The organism is Nesterenkonia sandarakina (assembly GCF_003003175.1).
In the GTDB taxonomy this organism is placed as follows: domain Bacteria; phylum Actinomycetota; class Actinomycetes; order Actinomycetales; family Micrococcaceae; genus Nesterenkonia; species Nesterenkonia sandarakina_A.
The window spans coordinates 12341-28922 of sequence record NZ_PVTY01000004.1 but is presented as its reverse complement, the minus strand read 5'-3'; the positions used below and the strand labels follow the sequence as shown (position 1 = coordinate 28922).

General features: G+C 69.2%; 18 protein-coding genes. 9 read left to right on the top strand and 9 right to left on the bottom strand.

All coding sequences use genetic code 11. The features are described from left to right. Positions 1 to 72 precede the first annotated feature (72 nt). Positions 73 to 801, top strand: a complete 729-nt coding sequence (gene thiE, locus BCL67_RS03990; RefSeq protein ID WP_106122173.1) for a thiamine phosphate synthase — start codon at positions 73 to 75, stop codon at positions 799 to 801. On the opposite strand, the gene BCL67_RS03985 is transcribed toward thiE, so the two are convergent. From BCL67_RS03985 to BCL67_RS03950, 8 genes are all read right to left on the bottom strand, one after another. Continuing rightward, on the bottom strand, positions 698 to 1468 hold the full coding sequence (locus BCL67_RS03985; RefSeq protein ID WP_106122172.1) for a LysR family substrate-binding domain-containing protein: 771 nt from the start codon (positions 1466 to 1468) through the stop codon (positions 698 to 700). The genes thiE and BCL67_RS03985 overlap by 104 nt on opposite strands. 4 nt (positions 1469 to 1472) lie before the next feature. Further along, positions 1473 to 2492 (bottom strand): heme-dependent oxidative N-demethylase family protein, encoded by a 1020-nt coding sequence (locus tag BCL67_RS03980; RefSeq protein WP_106122171.1) that lies wholly within the window; start codon positions 2490 to 2492, stop codon positions 1473 to 1475. Further along, entirely contained in the window at positions 2489 to 3424 is a 936-nt protein-coding gene (locus tag BCL67_RS03975) for a PDR/VanB family oxidoreductase (RefSeq protein WP_106122170.1), read from the bottom strand. Before BCL67_RS03975 ends, BCL67_RS03980 begins: the two co-directional genes overlap by 4 nt. Next, on the bottom strand, positions 3421 to 3990 hold the full coding sequence (locus BCL67_RS03970; protein WP_106122169.1) for a dimethylamine monooxygenase subunit DmmA family protein: 570 nt from the start codon (positions 3988 to 3990) through the stop codon (positions 3421 to 3423). The genes BCL67_RS03975 and BCL67_RS03970 overlap by 4 nt, the downstream gene beginning before the upstream one ends. Before the next feature lie 96 nt (positions 3991 to 4086). Next, positions 4087 to 4800, bottom strand: coding sequence for a dienelactone hydrolase family protein (locus BCL67_RS03965; RefSeq protein WP_106122168.1), 714 nt, complete (start codon positions 4798 to 4800; stop codon positions 4087 to 4089). Positions 4801 to 4949: 149 nt separating this feature from the next. Then, entirely contained in the window at positions 4950 to 6269 is a 1320-nt protein-coding gene (locus BCL67_RS03960; protein WP_106122167.1) for an ABC transporter substrate-binding protein, read from the bottom strand. Between the two features lie 94 nt (positions 6270 to 6363). Further along, positions 6364 to 7224: a carbohydrate ABC transporter permease gene (locus BCL67_RS03955; protein ID WP_106122344.1), complete on the bottom strand. Its 861-nt coding sequence runs from the start codon at positions 7222 to 7224 to the stop codon at positions 6364 to 6366. Positions 7225 to 7319: 95 nt separating this feature from the next. Continuing rightward, the gene (locus BCL67_RS03950) at positions 7320 to 8249 is read right to left on the bottom strand and encodes a carbohydrate ABC transporter permease (protein WP_106122166.1); all 930 of its coding nucleotides are present in this window, start codon (positions 8247 to 8249) and stop codon (positions 7320 to 7322) included. 257 nt (positions 8250 to 8506) lie between these two features. Between BCL67_RS03950 and BCL67_RS03945 the strand changes: the two genes are divergently transcribed. Genes BCL67_RS03945 through BCL67_RS03910 form a run of 8 tightly spaced genes read left to right on the top strand, consistent with a single transcriptional unit; the run spans position 8507 to position 16158 of the window. Next, positions 8507 to 8788 (top strand): hypothetical protein, encoded by a 282-nt coding sequence (locus tag BCL67_RS03945; RefSeq protein ID WP_106122165.1) that lies wholly within the window; start codon positions 8507 to 8509, stop codon positions 8786 to 8788. Continuing rightward, positions 8785 to 9111 (top strand): cation:proton antiporter, encoded by a 327-nt coding sequence (locus BCL67_RS03940; RefSeq protein WP_106122164.1) that lies wholly within the window; start codon positions 8785 to 8787, stop codon positions 9109 to 9111. The genes BCL67_RS03945 and BCL67_RS03940 overlap by 4 nt, the downstream gene beginning before the upstream one ends. Continuing rightward, a complete protein-coding gene (locus BCL67_RS03935) occupies positions 9108 to 10097 on the top strand; it encodes an MnhB domain-containing protein (protein WP_106122163.1) in 990 nt (329 codons plus the stop codon). The genes BCL67_RS03940 and BCL67_RS03935 overlap by 4 nt, the downstream gene beginning before the upstream one ends. Further along, complete coding sequence (locus BCL67_RS03930; RefSeq protein ID WP_258174743.1) at positions 10094 to 10519, top strand: NADH-quinone oxidoreductase subunit K; 426 nt, start codon at positions 10094 to 10096, stop codon at positions 10517 to 10519. The genes BCL67_RS03935 and BCL67_RS03930 overlap by 4 nt, the downstream gene beginning before the upstream one ends. Before the next feature lie 8 nt (positions 10520 to 10527). Continuing rightward, positions 10528 to 12213 (top strand): complex I subunit 5 family protein, encoded by a 1686-nt coding sequence (locus BCL67_RS03925; RefSeq protein WP_106122162.1) that lies wholly within the window; start codon positions 10528 to 10530, stop codon positions 12211 to 12213. Then, positions 12207 to 13760, top strand: a complete 1554-nt coding sequence (locus BCL67_RS03920) for a complex I subunit 5 family protein (RefSeq protein ID WP_106122161.1) — start codon at positions 12207 to 12209, stop codon at positions 13758 to 13760. Before BCL67_RS03925 ends, BCL67_RS03920 begins: the two co-directional genes overlap by 7 nt. After that, complete coding sequence (locus BCL67_RS03915; RefSeq protein ID WP_219886397.1) at positions 13760 to 15619, top strand: proton-conducting transporter transmembrane domain-containing protein; 1860 nt, start codon at positions 13760 to 13762, stop codon at positions 15617 to 15619. Before BCL67_RS03920 ends, BCL67_RS03915 begins: the two co-directional genes overlap by 1 nt. Then, complete coding sequence (locus tag BCL67_RS03910) at positions 15616 to 16158, top strand: Na+/H+ antiporter subunit E (protein WP_106122160.1); 543 nt, start codon at positions 15616 to 15618, stop codon at positions 16156 to 16158. The genes BCL67_RS03915 and BCL67_RS03910 overlap by 4 nt, the downstream gene beginning before the upstream one ends. Positions 16159 to 16177: 19 nt before the next feature. On the opposite strand, the gene BCL67_RS03905 is transcribed toward BCL67_RS03910, so the two are convergent. Beyond that, a complete protein-coding gene (locus BCL67_RS03905; RefSeq protein ID WP_106122159.1) occupies positions 16178 to 16504 on the bottom strand; it encodes a hypothetical protein in 327 nt (108 codons plus the stop codon). Between the last annotated feature and the right edge of the window lie 78 nt (positions 16505 to 16582).

The following is a 16582-nucleotide window of genomic DNA, read 5'->3' as shown; positions in this document are numbered from 1 at the left end:
CAGAGACCGGGATCTCCGCGGTCTCGGCTCGGAGCGCTGCACAGCCACCAGGGGGTGCCCTAATCTGGAGACATGAATGACACTGAGACCATGGCACACACTCCGCATCCCTCCCACATGGGCCATCTGCGCCGTGAACGTCTCGTCTCGGCGCGGCTCTACGTCTGCACCGATCTGCAGCGCTTCATCACGCGGCCCGAGGCGGGCCCGGTGGACGAGCTGGACTTCGATGCGCTGCGCGAATTCTTCGTGGCTGCCTACACCGGCGGCGTCGACATCATCCAGATCCGCGACAAGGGCGTCGCGGTGCAGACCGAGATCGCCGCGCTGACCCTGCTGCGCCAGGTGGCCAACGAGTACGGCGGGCTCTCTGCGGCGAACGATCGCGCCGACGTCGCCCTGATCACCGGTGTCGATGTCTTCCACGTCGGTCAGGACGACCTGACCACGGAGGAGGCCCGCATGGTCCTGGGCGACGACGTCGTCATCGGCCGGTCCTGCCAGACCATCGAGCAGGTCCGGGAGGCGGATTCAGACATCGGTCTGGACTATTACTGCACCGGTCCGATCTGGGAGACTCCGACGAAGCCGGGCCGGGCCGCCGTCGGCCTCGACCTTCCCGCCCAGGCGGCAGGCCTGGAGAGCTCCAAGGTCTTCTTCGCCATCGGCGGGATCGATGAGACCAACATCGGCGAGGTCACCGCGGCCGGCGCCGACCGCGTGGTGGTTGTCCGCGCCGTGACGCAGGCTTCTGACCCGGCCGCGAGCGCCCGGGCGCTGCGCGAGCAGCTGCCCGCTTAGCACCTGATTTCTGCTTCGGCTCAGGCTTCGAATCGGCGCCGGTGCTGATCTCGCTGCGACCGCTCCCGGGCTTCCGGCCGCGGGCCACGCCGATGAACTCCTGGATCACCGGCCCGTCGGCCTCGCGGCGCCAGGCCAGGCCCACGTCGTAGCCGGGAAGCCCCTCGACCTCACGGATCACGATGTCCCGACGGGCCAGCATCCGGGCCACCGAGTTCGGCAGGATCACGAGACCGGCACCGGAGGCGACGACCTCGAGGGCCATGCGCTCCCCTGCGGCCAGATCGGCTCCCAGCTTGGGCGTGTGGACGTCGTCGGCGGGCTGCTCCGCGTCGAAGGTGTCGAGCTCTGCGGGGTCGAAGAACGCCTCTGCGGAGATCTCGTCCCAGGTCACGGAGGTCTCTGCGGCGGCCACCCAGTGATCCCGAGAGGCGCAGACCACCGGGGCCTCGCGGTAGAGCCAGACTCGGTGCAGGTCATCGCCGGTGGGTGCCTGTGCGTTCTCGGGAAATCGGATGTAGCCGACGTCCACGGTGCCGGCGCGGAGGCGTTCCAGCTGACCGGCCTCATCGAAGCGGTCCACGCTCAGCGCAAAGTCGGGGTACCGCTCACGCCAGCGCGTCACCCATTTGTCCGGCGTCGCGCCCGGTATGGCTCCCAGTCTCATCGGATCAGTCTACGGAGCCGCTCGCCGCTCGGTCGCTCAGCCAGTCCACCGCGCGGTTGCGGTAGGCGGTGAAGCCCTTGTAGTCGGCCATGTCCTCGGGCAGCTCGGCGAGCACCGCAGCCAGCCGCTCCCGCCAGGGCTGGACCTCCGCGATGACCTCGAGGGGGAGCTGATAGGTGCGGATCAGGAACATGACACAGCCCGTCTCCGGGAGTCGCAGCAGGTGCTGGACCTCCACGCGGAGGTGCACCTCGGCCCCGAAGGTCGCGTCGTCGACCTCGTGGATCCGGTCTCTGCCGGGTCCCCACTCGGGGTAGGTCTCGGTGGACAGGTCCAGGTGACCTCCGACGGCGAGCGACCAGTTGGTGCGGCGGTACGGGACATCCGGCTGCAGGCGCAGGAGCAGCTGCTGGGCTCGGGTGATGACGCCGGTGTCGTGGACCCGCGGCACCGGGCCGTGGATCTCGAGGAAGCTCATGCCCAGATCGAAGCCGAAGGACCAGTTCGACGCGAAGCAGACCAGGCCCGCATCCACGAAGAGCTGCCCCTCGCGCTGGTCCAGCAGGACGATGTCCTCCTGCACCTGGTCGCCGATAAACGCCAGCGGAGCCTGTGGCAGCGTGCTGGGATCGCCGTAGCTGAATCGCTGGTCGATGCCGCGGCGACGGTTGGTCCAGCGGAACCTCCCCGCAGGTTCCCGGTGCAGCGCCATGGTGTCCGGGTAGGTGGCAGCGAGCTCCTGCATCAGGGTCAGCATGGCGTCCCACGCGGCCGGACGCATATGCGGCAGCACCTGCATCCGCGAGGGATCTCTGCCAAGGATGGCTCGGCGCTCGGCGAGTTCGGCCGCGTATCCAGCATCGATGTGCAGCACACTGTCTCCCCATCGGCCGGTCGACGTCTGCACCGGCTGACCCGCGGGTCCCAGATTGGTGGAGTACCGGTAGCTGTCCTGGGCGAAGGGGAACGGAAATGCGCGAATCCGATCCGCGGCGGCCGTTCCGGCACCCGACCCGCCGCTCATAGCGGCACCTCCAGCGCGCCGGACGCGGCGCGGGAGACGCAGCTCATGAGCGAATCGTTGGCGGCGCGTTCCTGGTCCTGCAGGTAGTGGTCGCGGTGCATCGGGACTCCGGCGGTGACCTCGATCCGGCATTCCCCGCAGAATCCCTGTCGGCAGAGGTTCGGCACCGCGATCCCCTGGCCTTCGAGCTCCTCCAGGAGGCTGCGGCCGGGCGGCACCGTGATGCGTCTCTGCGAGACGCTCAGCGCGACGTCGAACGCCTCCCCCGCCTCGAGCACGTCGGCGCCGAAACGTTCGGTGTGGATCCGCTCGAGCGGCCAGCCCCGGTGCGCGGCCATCTCACGGACCGCGTCCATGAAGCCCTCCGGCCCGCAGCAGTAGAGGTGGGTGCCGAGGGGCTGGCGCTGCAGGCTCTGCTGAAGCGCGGCGCGGAACTCGACGCGGTCGCTGAAGCGGTGCAGTGAGCCGGCGGCGAGCTCGCGCAGCTGCTCCAGGTGGACACCGCGGCCGGGCCGGTGCAGGTAGCGGACCTCCACAGGGTGGCCCCAACGCGCCGCCGCGCGCAGATGCGAGAGGATCGGGGTGACCCCGATGCCCGCGGCGATCAGCAGGTGCCTGCTGGCCTTCTGCATCGGGGGAAACAGCGAGCGCGGAGCTCGGGCGATGATCCTGTCCCCCGGGCGACGCGCATGCAGCCAGCGCGATCCGCCCTGTCCGGACCCAGTCCGTAGCACCGAGATCGTGTAGGCGTCCGGCAACTGGGACTCCCCGTGCAGGGAGTAGGCGTTGACCGTGGGACCACACTCGAGGACCAGATGGCTCCCAGGGGTGAAGGAGGGCAGCCAGCGACGATCGGGACGCGCCAGGGTTAGCGTGCGGACCTCCGGGGCCGCGTCCACCACGTCGGTGACCTCCAGGGGGAAGGCGCTCATCTCGGCTCGCCCGCCGGCTCGAGCCGTGACTCCGGCGCATGTGTGACCCCGAGGAAGCCTCCGCGCAGCGGCGAGAGATGATCCTGGACCACCAGGGACTCCGCACAGCCCGCACAGGTGACGAGCCGGATGGCTCGCGCCCTGGGGCGCGTGCTGGAGGGCAGCCTGGTGAGCGTCGTCGTCGCGCAGTGCGCGCAGGAGACCGGAATCCGATCCACCTCCGTGGTGCCCACGATGATCTCCGCGTCGAGCAGCCCCGCCTGCAGCGCCAGTGCGCGGGCGTGCAGCACCTCAGCCAGCGGGCCGGTGAGCATCAGCCGCCAGCCGACGACGGCGCGGCGCAGCTCTGCGGTCATGATGCGCTGGACCTCGGCGGCGTCGCGGGGTCGAAGCGCGATGATCCGGTGCTCGATGCCAAGCTCGGTCAGCTCGCGACTCCACCCTGCCGCGTGCGAGGTCGCCCCGCAGCTGAGGATCGTGCAGGACGCGGCGGCAGGGTCCACCGGCTGCCCGGTGGGCGTCCGCGCCCACTCAGGGACGCTCGAATGGTGCGAGCCTGACGCCATCGGTCCTCCCAGGTGAGCGAGAGCGGTTCCGTAGCGGACACGATATCGCCGCTCGGCGGACCAGCGGAAGCCCCAGTGCGGGCGCTGAGCGCTGGGTCAGGCGACCTTCTCCTGCAGGAACGTCACCGCACGGTCCCAGGCGAGCTGGGCCCGCTGCGGATCGTAGGTGCCGGCGGCGTTGGTGTCGTTGTGGAAGGCGTGGCCGGCGTCGTAGTAGAAGTAGGTGACCTCCGCGCCGGATTCGGTGCGGATCTGCTCCTCCTGCTCGCGGGCCTGCTCCACCGGGTAGCTCTCATCGTGTTCTGCGTAGTGGCCCTGCACCGCTGCGGTGACTCCGGCGTAGCTCTCCGGGACACCCTGGCCCACCCCGTAGAACGGCACGGCCGCGGAGATCTTGTCGCCCTGCTGGGCTGCCATGGCCAGCACGAACCCTCCGCCCATGCAGAAGCCGATGGTCCCGGCGGTGGCGGAGCTGACCGCGTCCAGTCCCAGCAGGTGATCGGTGGCGCCGGCGAGCAGCCGGGCGCCCTCCTCGGCGGGCAGCTTCGACATCATCTCTCCGGCCTCGTCCCCGTCGTGGGTGATGGAGCCGCCGTAGAGGTCCGGGGCCAGCGCCACGAAGCCGGAGGCGGCGAGGCGGTCGGTGACGTCCTTGATGTGGTCGGTGAGTCCCCACCACTCCTGGATCACGATCACGCCGGGTCCGGAGCCGCTCTCAGGCAGCGCCAGGTAGCCGTGTCCGGTCTGCTCGCCGGTGCCGGCGCCGTTGAGCGGGAAGGTGGTGTTCTGGTGTGGGGTCTGTTCACTCATGGTCTGACTCTAACGAACCCTTGGATCCCCCGGAGTCGAGATGACCCCGAACGCACCGAGCCGCCGCCCGACCTGGTGGGATCGAGCGGCGGCTCCGTGCGTTGCGGTGCTGCGGTTCAGGTGCTGCTGTGACTCATATGCTGCGGTGCTTACTCGAGCTCGGAGGCCAGATCGCGCTCGTAGAGCTCCTCGAGGGAGGACTGCACGGACTCCATCTCTTCGGCCACGTCCACGTCGTTGGTCAGGATCTCCTGCAGGGTCTGCGAGAGCTCCAGGTCACCGCCGGGGAGGAAGACGCGAGCGTTGTCCTGCGAGCGGGCGCGCTCCAGCTGGTCGACGGCGACCTCGAACTGCGGGGTCTCCTCGTAGACGGCGGACATGTCCGCGTCCTGCTGGACCGGCATGTAGCCGGTGGCCTCGGAGAACATCGCGGTGTTCTCGGTGTTGGTCAAGAAGCCGATGAACATCGCGGCTGCCAGCTGCTCCTCGGGCTCGGAGTCGGCGGAGATCATCAGGCCTGCACCGCCGGTGGGGGTCTCACCCTCGGACTCGGGACCGCCGGGGAGGAAGGCCACGCCCACCTCGAAGTCGGCGGTGTCCAGGATGCCGCCGAGCGAGCCGGTGGACTGCACGATCTGGCTGGTGGCGCCGGAGCCGAAGTCATCGGCCGGGTCGCCGGAGGACACAGAGGCCCAGTCATCGGTCGCGTCCTGCGCGAACTCGATGGCTTCCACGGTCTGCTCGGAGGCGACCGGGGAGAAGTCCCATTCCTCAGACCAGGAGCCCCCGTAGCCCCAGATCAGGTTCTGCATCCACCAGGCGGGGTACTCCTCCTGGGGCGGGAAGGAGAACGCCGAGTTCGCGGTCTCGGCCTCCATCAGCTGCTGGGAGATCTCACCGACCTCTTCCCAGGTCTCGGGGGGAGCCTCGATGCCGGCCTCCTCATAGTGGTCGGCGTTGTAGTAGAAGATCGGGGTGGAGCGCGCATACGGCACGCCGTAGTGGGCGTCCTCGTAGACGTAGTCCTCGTAGAGGGCCTCGACGTAGCCGTCGGTCTCGATCTCAGCGGCCTCCAGCACCTCATCGACCGCCAGCAGCGAATCGTTGAGGTAGTTCGGGAACCAGGTCGCATCCGAGAGGACGACGACGTCGGGGGTCGCGCCGGTGCCCTGGGAGGTCTGGAAGCCCTGGGAGGTCTCCTCGTAGGTGGCGCCGGAGTTCTCCAGGGTCACCTCGATGCCGGTCTCCTCGGTGAAGGCGGCGATCAGCTCTTCCTCCTGATCCACCGACCCGCCGGGGTGGTTGGACCAGAAGACGATCTCCTCGGCGGGCTCGACCTCGGCCCAGTCCACACCGTCGCCGGCCTCCTGCTCCTCGCCGGAGGTGTCGGGGCCGCAGGCGCTCAGCGCGAGTACGGCGATGCTCAGGGCTGCCACGCCCGTCGTCGTCCTGCTGTTCAGCTTTTTCATCAGGTGCTCCTTGTGGTGCGGTGAATGATTCGGGTTCGATACAGGGAGGTCTAGGTGCCGCGCGGCGGCCCGGCGCGTCGCTTGGCGGCGGGGGTCATTTCACTGACCCCTGGGTCAGTCCGGCCACGATGTACTTCTGCAGCGCGGCGAAGATCACGAGCATCGGGGCGATCACGATGACGGCGCCGGCCATCAGGATCCCGTAGCTGCCGGCCTGGGTCTCGACCGACTGCAGCAGGTTCAGGCCCACCGGCAGGGTCATCTTCTCGGCGCTGCCGGTGATCACCAGCGGCCACAGGAAGCTGTTCCACTCGTTGACCACGGTGACCAGTCCGACGGTCGCGATGGCCGGGATCGACACCGGTGCCGCGATCTGGAAGAGCTTGCGGAAGTGTCCGGCGCCGTCGAGCTCGGCGGCCTCGAACATCTCCTTGGGCAGCGCCATGAAGTGCTGGCGCAGCAGGAAGGTGCCGAAGGCGGTGCCCAGCCCGGGCAGGATGATGCCCCAGAGGGTGTCGCGGCCGCCGAGCCCGGTGATGGTCAGGTAGTTCGGCAGCATCGAGACCTCGGGCGGGACCATCAGCGCCACCAGGATGCCCAGGAAGATGAAGTTCCGGCCGGGGACCTTGATGAAGACCAGCGCGTAGGCGGTGGTGACCGCGAGCAGCACCTTGATGCTGGAGCCGACCACGGTCACGTAGATGCTGTTGCCGAACATGGTCAGCAGCGGCACCCGGTCCACGACGGAGCTGTAGTTCCCTGCCGTGGGGTCCTGGGGCAGCAGCGTGGGGTTCAGCGTGACGATCTCGCTGGGCGGCTTGAAGCTGGAGGAGACCATCCAGGCCAGCGGCAGCACGATGACGATCAGCGCCACGATGATCGGCAGGTACCCGGTCAGCAGGGTGTCTGCCAGGTTCTGCCGGCTGAACGCATCCAGCCAGCCGCCGCGGCGCATCTGCTTGCGCTCGGCCTTGGTCAGCTTCGGCTTCTTCTCCGGGGCGATGCCGCGGCGCTGCGCGTCGTCCTTGGGAGGTCGCGATCGGGTGAGGCTCATGAGTAGTGCACCTTCCGCTCGACGAAGCGCAGCTGGACAGCGGTGATGAAGAACAGGGTGAAGAAGAGCACCACGGCGATGGCCGCGGAGTAGCCGGCCCGCTGATAGGCGCCGAAGGACTGCAGATAGATCTCGAAGATGATGGTGTTCGTGCCGTGACCGGTCGGGGTCATGGTGCGCAGGATGTCGAAGGCGTTGGTCATCGAGAAGAGGATGTTGGTGACCAGCAGGAAGAACACCGTGGGGGTCAGCAGCGGCAGCGTGACCGAGACGAAGCGGCGGATCGGGCCGGCACGGTCGATGGTGGCGGCCTCGATCAGGTCCTTCGGGATGGACTGCAGCCCGGCGAGGAAGACCACCGCGCAGTAGCCGAGGTTCTTCCAGACGTAGACGATGATCACCATGAACAGCGACCAGTCCTCGTTGAGGTACCACTCCGGGGAGCTGATCCCGAAGAAGCCCAGGATGTGCGAGAGGCCGCCGCGGGTGGGGTCGAAGATGAAGTTCCACACCATCGCGACCCCGACGCCGGAGAGCACATAGGGGGAGAACACCGCGGTGCGGGCCGCGGTCTTGCCCGGGATCTTCTTGTTCAGCACCAGCGCGATCAGCAGTCCCAGGATCATCGAGCCCAGGACCGCGCCTGCGGTGAAGATGCCGGTGACCCGCCAGACCTCCAGTCCGGAGTCCGAGGTGAAGAACGCCACGTAGTTCTCCAGCCCGATCTGGGTGGCGGTGGAGGAGCCCAGCCGCCAGTCCAGGGTGGAGTAGTACATGTTGGAGAACAGCGGGTAGTAGATGAACGCAAGGATCAACAGGATGTTCGGGCCGGCGAAGAGCAGGAACAGCGACCAGTTCTTCGATTGCCGTCGCCGGTGCGCACGGACACGCTTCCGCTCCAGCTCAGTCTGCACAGCAGGGCTCATCCAGGTTCCTTCCAGTAATTACTCACCTCATGTTAGCCACGTCACCGACGGAGAGGATGACAACGGGTGAACTCCACGTGAACCTGCTCGAAGTGAGAGACAGATCACAGGTGCTCAGTGTATGTCCTGACAGTCGGGCGCGGATCGCTAGGCTGGTGGGGTCGACCGCGCAGCCCGAGGACTGACGTGGACGAAGACTGATGAGACGACGACACGATCCGGGTGAGCGACGACTGCCCGGCGAATGAGGAGCGGCGATGATCGAAGCGGTGCTGCTGGGCGTCTTCGCAGTGCTGCTCGCCAACTACGTCTTTGCACTGGCGGTGTTCGCGCGCCGCGGGCTGGCCGGCAACTGGCTGCTGGTGGTCCTGCTGACCGGCACCACCGGTGCGGCACTGGCCGCGGTGCTCGCCGCGCTGTCCGAGGACAGCTCTCGGTACCTCGATGTGGCCCTGGTCCTCACCGGGACGGCGGCGGTCGCTGCGGCGGTGCGCGCGGGGCTGGCCCGGCACCGTTCGGCCGCAGAGGGGCCGGCATGAGCGAGCTCAGCCAGGTGGTGGCGCTGGCCCTGATCCTGGCCGGGACCTTCTTCTTCACCGTGGGAACCCTGGGCCTGATCCGCTTCCCGGATCTTCGCAGCCGGCTGCACGCGCTGACCAAGGCCGACAATCTGGGCCTCGGACTGGTGCTCACCGGCATCGCGCTGCTGCTGGGCAGCTGGACCGGCGCCGTGGTGCTGGCACTGACCTGGGTGCTGGCCTTGGGCGCGGCCTCGATCTCGGCGCATGTGCTCGGCGGGCTCGACGCTGAGCCTGAGCCAGCCGAGCCAGCTGAACCCGAATCGCCGGAGACCCGGTCATGATCGGCGGCGTGCCCTGGGCCGACCTGGTGCTGGGGATCGGATTGCTCGCCTCGGTGCTGTGCACCGTCCTTCCCGGGTCGCGGTTCGCGCAGTCCATGGGCCTGCTCGGCCTGGGCGTGCTGACCACGCTGGCCTGGCTCCGGCTGGGCAGCGTGGATGTGGCGCTGGCCGAGGCCGGGATCGGCGGCGGGATCCTCGCCGCGCTGCTGGTGTGGGTCTCGGTGAGCTCACCGGCCCAGCCCGCACCCGATGCTGCCGCCGCCCCGAAGTGGCCCTGGCTGCGCCCGGTGGTGGGCACCCTCAGCGCCATCGCGCTGATCGTCGTCGCCGCGGCGGTCTGGCTGCGAGCCGAGCAGTCGCTGCCCGCCTGGGATGCCGCGCTCACCGCCGACATGGACCTGACCGGGGTGGAGCATGAGATCACCGGAGTCCTGCTGGTCTTCCGCTTCTACGACACGCTGCTGGAGTCCGCGGTGCTGATGCTCACCGGCGTCGCGGTGCTCGCGCTGGGCCAGGGTGACGTGGGATCCCGCGCCGGGCTCTCGGCGGCGCTGAGCCCACAGCCGGCGATCCCGTCGAGCCTGCACTGGCTGATCCGGGTGACCGCTCCGGTGTTGTTCCTGGTCGGGCTGTGGCTGCTCTTCGCCGGCAGCACCGACTCCGGCGGGGCGTTCCAATCCGGAGCGGTGCTCTGCGCGGTGCTGATCCTGCTGCGCAGCGCCCACGTGCCGCTGGAGCGGCTCACCGTAGGCTGGCTGCGGCGAGCGCTGGTGGCCGGCGTCGTCGTCTTCATCCTGGCCGCCCTGGTGCATCTGGATGCGCCCTTCTCCTTCCCGGTGCTGCTCGCCGTGGAGGTCCTGCTGACCCTGGGGATCGCGGCCGGACTCTATGCGATCTACCTGAGCCTGGAGAATCCCCGTTCGGAGAACCCGAACCTGGCGAACCCCCGCTCGGGGAACCCGGTGCGGCGGGCGGCCGGCTCATGATGCTCGCGCAGTGGGCCCTGAGCATGGGCGCGGTGGAGCTGACCCAGATGCAGTGGTACCTGCTGGTGGGCACCGCGATCGCGGTGATCGGGCTGGTGCGGATGCTGCTCACCCGAGACCTTCTCGCCCGGCTGATCGCGCTCAACGTCACCGGCATCGGCTCGCTGATGATCATCCTCGCCCTGGCGGCCCGGACGGCGGAGTCTGGAGACGCGACCGGCGGGACAGAGGCTGCCGGGTCAGGGATCGATCCGGTGCTCTCGGCGCTGGTGATCACCGGGCTGGTGATCACGGTGGCCTTCACCGGACTGGGTGCGGTGCTGATCCGCCGGATCGAGGGTGCCCAGGACGCGGAGCGCGCCCACACCCTCGACGACGTCCACGACCCGGAACGCTCCGGGGACGCGGGGGACCGGGAATGACCGCACCGATGAGTCTCACCCTGTTCTGCCTGGCCGCCGTGGTGCTGCTCCCGCTGCTGGCCAGCGCGCTGAGCGTGCTGCTGGGCACGGCTGCGCGCCGGGTCATGGGCGTGATCACCTCGGTGACGGTGCTCGGCCTCGTCACCCCGATCCTGATCCAGGTGACCTCGGGGCAGACCCTGGAGCTCGCTCTGGGCGGCTTCGAGTCCCCGCTGGGCATCACCCTGCGCGCCGACGGCCTCTCCGCCCTGTTCCTGGCGATGACCGCGATCGTCGGCGCGGTGGTCAGCTGCTACGCCGCCGCGCGGCCCGCCGCCACCGGAAAGCGGCTGGTCCCGGCTGCCGAACAGCGGCGCCGGAGCCACCCCGCCGACGCCGGCATCGGTGCGGAAGCGACCGCTCACCGGGAGGCGCGCTCGGTCGTCCACGCCGACCCCTCCCCGGTCTGGCGGGCGGGCCACGCGGGGTTCTGGCCGCTGTGGCTGGGCTGCTGGTCCGGGCTCAATGCGGTGTTCGTCTCGGGCGACCTGTTCAACACCTATGTGGGCCTGGAGCTGGTGGGGCTGACCGCCGTCGCACTGGTCGCCCTGGGCGGTCGCGACGCCTGGCCCGCCGCTCTGCGCTACCTGTTCATCGCGGTGCTGGGCTCGCTGCTGTTCCTGATCGGGGTCGCGCTGATCTACTCGGTGACCGGCACCCTGGACATCATCGCCTCGGGTGAGGTCATCGCGGAGCTCGCCGCTTCGCACGACGCCGACCTGGCCGCCGTCGTGCTCGCGCTGTGCCTGATCAGCCTGGGACTGGCGCTGAAGGTCGCCCTGGTGCCGCTGCACCGGTGGCTGATCCCGGCGCACTCCTCAGCGCCCAGCGCGGTCTCGCCGCTGCTCTCCGCGCTGGTCATCAAGGCGGCGCTGTTCGTGCTGCTGCGCGTCTGGCTGTGGGTCGCCGGCCCGCTCCCGGAACTGGTCATCCTGGCCTGGGTGCTCGCCGGGATGGGTGCCGTCGCGATCCTGGTGGGTTCGGTGATGGCGCTGCGGCAGAGCCGGCTCAAGCCGCTGATCGCGTATTCGACGGTGGCGCAGGCCGGTTATTGGTTCCTGCTGCTGCCGCTGCTGCTGGACCCGGAGACCACCGCGCTGGAGGGCCAGACCGGCACCACCCTTGAGGACGGTGCCGTGCTGGCGGGCGCTCTGGGCGGGACCGTGGCACTGGCCCTGGGACACGGTCTGGCCAAGGCCAGCCTCTTCCTGGCCGCCGGGCACCTCAAGGATCTCTATGGCACCGATGAGATCGACGAGCTGCGCGGGGCCGGCCGGGCGCACCCGATGCTGGTGATGAGCATGGGACTCAGCGCGGTGGGCCTGATCGGGCTGCCGCTGTCCCTGGGGTTCACCGGGAAGTGGCTGCTGGCCACCTCCGCCGTCGCCGCCGGACACTACTGGATCCTGGTGGTCCTGGTCGCCGGGACGCTGTTCAGCGCCGCCTACCTGCTCAAGGCGGTGGCCCCGCTGCTGGTGATGAGCGAGGACGATCAGACCGCGCTGACCCTGCCGCAGGCGCAGACCCACCCGGATGACCGCGCCCTGACGGGCAAGGCCCAGCTGGCGCCCTTCGTGCTGGGCCTGCTGACCGTGCTCACCGGATTCCTCGGGGCCTGGCTCACCGGAGTCCTGGAGGTGGGCGCCCCATGGTGACCTGGCTCGAGCAGATCCCGGCGGAGCTGCTGCCCGCCATCCCGGTGGTGATGGTGCTGCTGTCGCTGACCGCTGCCGTCGCGATCTTCCCGCTGCCCGAGAACAGCGTGAAGCTGCGCGCCGGGATCAACCTGACCGCCGCGGTGGCCAAGGTGCTGCTGATCATCGCCCTGGTCCCGGCGGTGGTGGCCGACGGCGCCCGGCCCGAGTTCTCCGCCCCCTTCCTGCCGGGCATCGATCTGGTCCTGCGGGTGGATCCGCTGGCCCTGTTCTTCGCCGGGCTCTCCGCGCTGCTGTGGCTGCTGACCACCATCTATGCGCTCGGCTACCTGCGCGGGTCGAAGAACAAGAGCAGGTTCTTCGGGTTCTTCAGCCTGTGCGTCACCGCCACCGTGGGCATCTCCTTCTCCGGGAACCTGATCACCTTCCTGGTGTTCTATGAGCTGCTCACCGTGGTGACCTATCCTCTGGTGGCGCACTGGGGCACCCCCGCTTCGCTGCGGGCCGCTCGGATCTACCTGCGCTATGCGCTCGGCGGCGGACTCGCCGTGCTCATCGGGGTGGTCTGGCTGACCATGTATGTGGGTCCGGTGGACTTCGCCGACGGCGGCGCCGAGGGCGTCAGCGAGCTGGTGCGCGCGAACCCGGTGCCGGCGCTGCTGATCTTCGTGCTGCTCGTGGGCGGTCTCGGAGTCAAGGCGGCGCTGTTCCCGCTGCACGGCTGGCTGCCGCTGGCGATGGTCGCTCCGGCTCCGGTCTCGGCGCTGCTGCACGCCGTGGCGGTGGTCAAGGCCGGCGTGTTCGGGATCGTGCGGGTGCTCCACGACGTCTTCGGAGTGGAGGCCGCCGCGGAGCTGGGAGTGCTGACCCCGCTGCTGATCCTCGCGGCCTTCACCATCCTCTACGGCTCCTATCAGGCGCTGCGTCAGCAGGAGATCAAGAAGCGACTCGCCTATTCCACGATCTCGCAGGTCAGCTACGTGGTGCTCGGAGTCGCGATGGTCAACGTGCTCGCCACCAGCGGCGGGATCGTGCATCTGGTGCACCAGGGACTCATGAAGGTGACGCTGTTCTTCTGCGCGGGACTCTTCGCCGAGGTGATCCGGGCCCATACGGTGAGCCAGCTCCGCGGAGCGGGACGCCGGATGCCGCTGACCTCGGCCGCGTTCACCGTGGGCGCCTTCGGGATGATCGGGCTGCCGCCCACCGCAGGGTTCATCTCCAAATGGCAGCTCGGCACCGGGGCGCTCGCCTCGGAACACCCCTGGGTGCTGTGGGTGCTGGTCGGTTCTTCGCTGCTCAACGCCGCCTATTTCCTGCCCGTGGTCTACGCGCTATGGTTCGTCGATGCCGATGAGGTGGCCCCGGAGACGCTGGTCAGCGGCGACGCCGACTCGGCCGATCCGCTGCGTGTCAAAGAGCCGAAGAGCCTGCTGGCTCCGGCGTTGATCACCGCCGGGCTGACCCTCTTCGTCGGGATCGCCGCCTCCCTGGCCTTCGCCCCGCTGCAGATCGCCCGTTTCATCGCCGAGGGGGTGCTGGGCTGATGCTCGCCACTCCAGCGCTGTCGTCACTATCGCTGTTCTCACCATCGCTGCTGATCCCACTGTCCCTGCTGACCCCGCTGGTCCTCGTGCTGGCGCTCGGGCTGGCCGGGCTGCTGCCTCCGGGTCAGGCCTTCACGCTGCGTCGCCGGCTGACCCTGTTCGCGCCGCTGGCCGTGGCTCCCGCGGTGCTGCTCGCACTGCTGGCGGAGCCCGGTTCCGACCCCGCCGCCCTGGAGGTGCCCTGGCTGCTCTTCGGTGCGCACTTCGGGGTGGATCTCTACGCCAGGCCGCTGCTGCTGATCGCGGCGCTGCTCTACGGGGCCGCGCTGCTGGCGATCAGCTGGATCAAGCTGCGCGACGCCGAGCGCGGCTCGGGTGCGCTCTCGGCGTTCCTGCTGCTCAGCTTCACCGGCAACATCGGCACCTACCTCGCCGCCGACGCCGCCAGCTTCTACCTGGCCTTCGCCTTGATGAGCTTCTCGGCGGCCGGACTGGTGATCCACTACCGCACCCCTGCCGCGCGGCGTGCCACCCGGGTCTACCTGGTGATGTCGGTGCTGTCCGAGACCGCGATCCTGGCGGCGCTGATCCTGGTCACCTCCGCCGGCGGGTTCCTGCTCACCGACTCTGCGGACGCCGCAGGGACCGCGCACACCGGTCTGATCCAGGGGCTGCTCATCTTCGGTTTCGGGGTCAAGGCGGGCACGGTGCCGCTGCATGTATGGCTGCCGCTGGCGCATCCTGCCGCGCCGCCGGCCGCCTCGGCGGTGCTCTCCGGGGCCATGGTCAAGGCGGGGCTGATCGGTTGGCTGCGCTTCCTGCCCGACGGCGAGACCGCCGGGGCTGTGCTGCTGGCCCTCGCGCTGACCGGCGCCTTCGCCGCCGTCGTCCTCGGGGTGCTCCAGCACGACCCGAAGGTGGTCCTGGCCTATTCGACCATCTCGCAGATGGGGTTCATCACCGCACTGGTCGCAGTGGGCCTGATGGTCCCGGACTTGCAGGCGGCGACGTCGGCGGCGGCGGTGATCTACGCGGTCCACCATGGTCTGGCCAAGGGCGCCCTGTTCCTGGGCGTGCCGGTGGTCAAGCATTACGCCCGGGGCCGGACTGGGAGCCTGGTGCTGCTCGGGATGCTCGGCGCAGGTCTGGCCGTGGCCGGCGCCCCGCTGACCTCGGGCGCCTTCGGCAAGTACGTGTCCAAGGAGGCGGTGAGCGGGATCGAGGTGCTCGGAGTGGGGCTCGATCAGCTGCTCCCGCTCATCGCGACCGGTTCTACGCTGCTGCTGCTGCGCTTCGCGGCAGTCATCTGGGCGGCAGACCGTGACCCGCGCCGTCGAGCCGATGGGGAGCTGTTCTCCTGGCTGGGCGTCTGCGCGGCGGGGATCCTGGTGCCCTGGGTGATCGGCGCCCGGTGGGTGACCGATCCGGTGCAGGCCGAAGGCGTCGCCATGCCCAGCTGGGAGCCGAGCACCCTGTGGGACGCGACCTGGCCGATCCTGCTCGGCATCCTCCTTGCGGGGCTGGCCTGGGGTGCTGCCCGCTGCGGGTGGCTGCCGGCACGGCTGAGCAGCAGCGAGAAGGCTGCGATTCCCCCCGGGGACCTGCTGGTGGCGGAGGAGTCGCTGCTGCGCCGGGTCGGGTCCGGCGGAGGCACGGCCCTGGATGCTGCGCATGGATTCACCAGCTCGGCGGCGGAGCGGTGGGGCAGCTTCTTCTCCGCCGCGGCGGAGCGCGGCCGGCACGGAGTCTCCTGGGTGGAGGCCCGCCTGGGCGGCTGGGAATCCACCGGGCTGACGCTGGTTATGCTGCTGAGCGTGGTCACGGTGATCACGATGCTCGTGGCAGGGAGGATCCTATGAGTGCCCTGGTGCTGGCAGCAGTGCTGCGCGGCGTCGTCCTGGGACTGCTCTGGTGGGCGCTCTCCGGGGGTGGCGCGGACTACGCGATCTACGGGGTGGTCTCGGTGGCACTGGCCACGGCGCTGAGCCTGGTGCTGCTTCCACCCTCGTCACGGAGCTCCCAGCGTAAATTGCCGCGCCGGATCAGGTCCTCGATCGTGCTGCTCGGCTGGTTCCTGGGGCAGTCGGTGCTCGGCGGGGTGGATGTGGCCCGTCGGGTGCTCTCCCGCCCGGTCGACGTCGATCCCAGCGTGGTGGTCGCGCCCTTCGCACTAGAACCTGGTCACGCCCGCCAGCTCGCCCTGGTGATGATGAACCTGATGCCCGGATCCATGGTCCAACAAGTGGTCACCGCGGACGGTGAGTCTGCGGACAACACCGCCGAGGGCCCGGTCCTGCCGCCGTCCGCAGTGCAGCTTCACACGCTCTCCCCGCAGCTGGATCCCGCCGACCAGTGGGCGCGGCTGCAGCGCCGGGTCGGTGCCGCGTTCGGGGTGTGAGGTGCGGCAGACGCACAGCTCACGCTGGCTGTTCTGCCGGGCGACCGTGCTGGCCTCGTGCGACTCGACGGTTGTGCGCGATGTTCAACGCACACGCCGGAAGGCAGCCCAGCACGAACAGCAGCACGCTGAAATAGCCGATCGACCCGCTCAGTCCAGAGACGGCCAGGAACAGGAAGGTGAGGGCCGCCACGCGGGTCGCGTAGATCCTGCCCGGGTGGCGCGTGGGACGACCCCAGACCTGCGGAATGCGCTCGCTGGGGTTGGCCTGGCTGAGCATTCGGAATGACATCGTGAACAATGTCGACCCGATGATCAGTGAAATGGTCAGCAGCAGCAGCTCCATATCTCCACTAGATCGACTCTCCCTACGTCCGTCAACCCCTGACATGAGGTTTCCTGAGGGTCACCGGTGTTCCGATAG

What these genes read in the sequence shown, in the direction of transcription:
- thiE (WP_106122173.1), top strand. Translation starts at nt 73, where the DNA reads ATGAATGACACTGAGACCATGGCACACACTCCGCATCCCTCCCACATG.
- BCL67_RS03985 (WP_106122172.1), bottom strand. Translation starts at nt 1,468, where the DNA reads ATGAGACTGGGAGCCATACCGGGCGCGACGCCGGACAAATGGGTGACG.
- BCL67_RS03980 (WP_106122171.1), bottom strand. Translation starts at nt 2,492, where the DNA reads ATGAGCGGCGGGTCGGGTGCCGGAACGGCCGCCGCGGATCGGATTCGC.
- BCL67_RS03975 (WP_106122170.1), bottom strand. Translation starts at nt 3,424, where the DNA reads ATGAGCGCCTTCCCCCTGGAGGTCACCGACGTGGTGGACGCGGCCCCG.
- BCL67_RS03970 (WP_106122169.1), bottom strand. Translation starts at nt 3,990, where the DNA reads ATGGCGTCAGGCTCGCACCATTCGAGCGTCCCTGAGTGGGCGCGGACG.
- BCL67_RS03965 (WP_106122168.1), bottom strand. Translation starts at nt 4,800, where the DNA reads ATGAGTGAACAGACCCCACACCAGAACACCACCTTCCCGCTCAACGGC.
- BCL67_RS03960 (WP_106122167.1), bottom strand. Translation starts at nt 6,269, where the DNA reads ATGAAAAAGCTGAACAGCAGGACGACGACGGGCGTGGCAGCCCTGAGC.
- BCL67_RS03955 (WP_106122344.1), bottom strand. Translation starts at nt 7,224, where the DNA reads ATGCGCCGCGGCGGCTGGCTGGATGCGTTCAGCCGGCAGAACCTGGCA.
- BCL67_RS03950 (WP_106122166.1), bottom strand. Translation starts at nt 8,249, where the DNA reads ATGAGCCCTGCTGTGCAGACTGAGCTGGAGCGGAAGCGTGTCCGTGCG.
- BCL67_RS03945 (WP_106122165.1), top strand. Translation starts at nt 8,507, where the DNA reads ATGATCGAAGCGGTGCTGCTGGGCGTCTTCGCAGTGCTGCTCGCCAAC.
- BCL67_RS03940 (WP_106122164.1), top strand. Translation starts at nt 8,785, where the DNA reads ATGAGCGAGCTCAGCCAGGTGGTGGCGCTGGCCCTGATCCTGGCCGGG.
- BCL67_RS03935 (WP_106122163.1), top strand. Translation starts at nt 9,108, where the DNA reads ATGATCGGCGGCGTGCCCTGGGCCGACCTGGTGCTGGGGATCGGATTG.
- BCL67_RS03930 (WP_258174743.1), top strand. Translation starts at nt 10,094, where the DNA reads ATGATGCTCGCGCAGTGGGCCCTGAGCATGGGCGCGGTGGAGCTGACC.
- BCL67_RS03925 (WP_106122162.1), top strand. Translation starts at nt 10,528, where the DNA reads ATGAGTCTCACCCTGTTCTGCCTGGCCGCCGTGGTGCTGCTCCCGCTG.
- BCL67_RS03920 (WP_106122161.1), top strand. Translation starts at nt 12,207, where the DNA reads ATGGTGACCTGGCTCGAGCAGATCCCGGCGGAGCTGCTGCCCGCCATC.
- BCL67_RS03915 (WP_219886397.1), top strand. Translation starts at nt 13,760, where the DNA reads ATGCTCGCCACTCCAGCGCTGTCGTCACTATCGCTGTTCTCACCATCG.
- BCL67_RS03910 (WP_106122160.1), top strand. Translation starts at nt 15,616, where the DNA reads ATGAGTGCCCTGGTGCTGGCAGCAGTGCTGCGCGGCGTCGTCCTGGGA.
- BCL67_RS03905 (WP_106122159.1), bottom strand. Translation starts at nt 16,504, where the DNA reads ATGGAGCTGCTGCTGCTGACCATTTCACTGATCATCGGGTCGACATTG.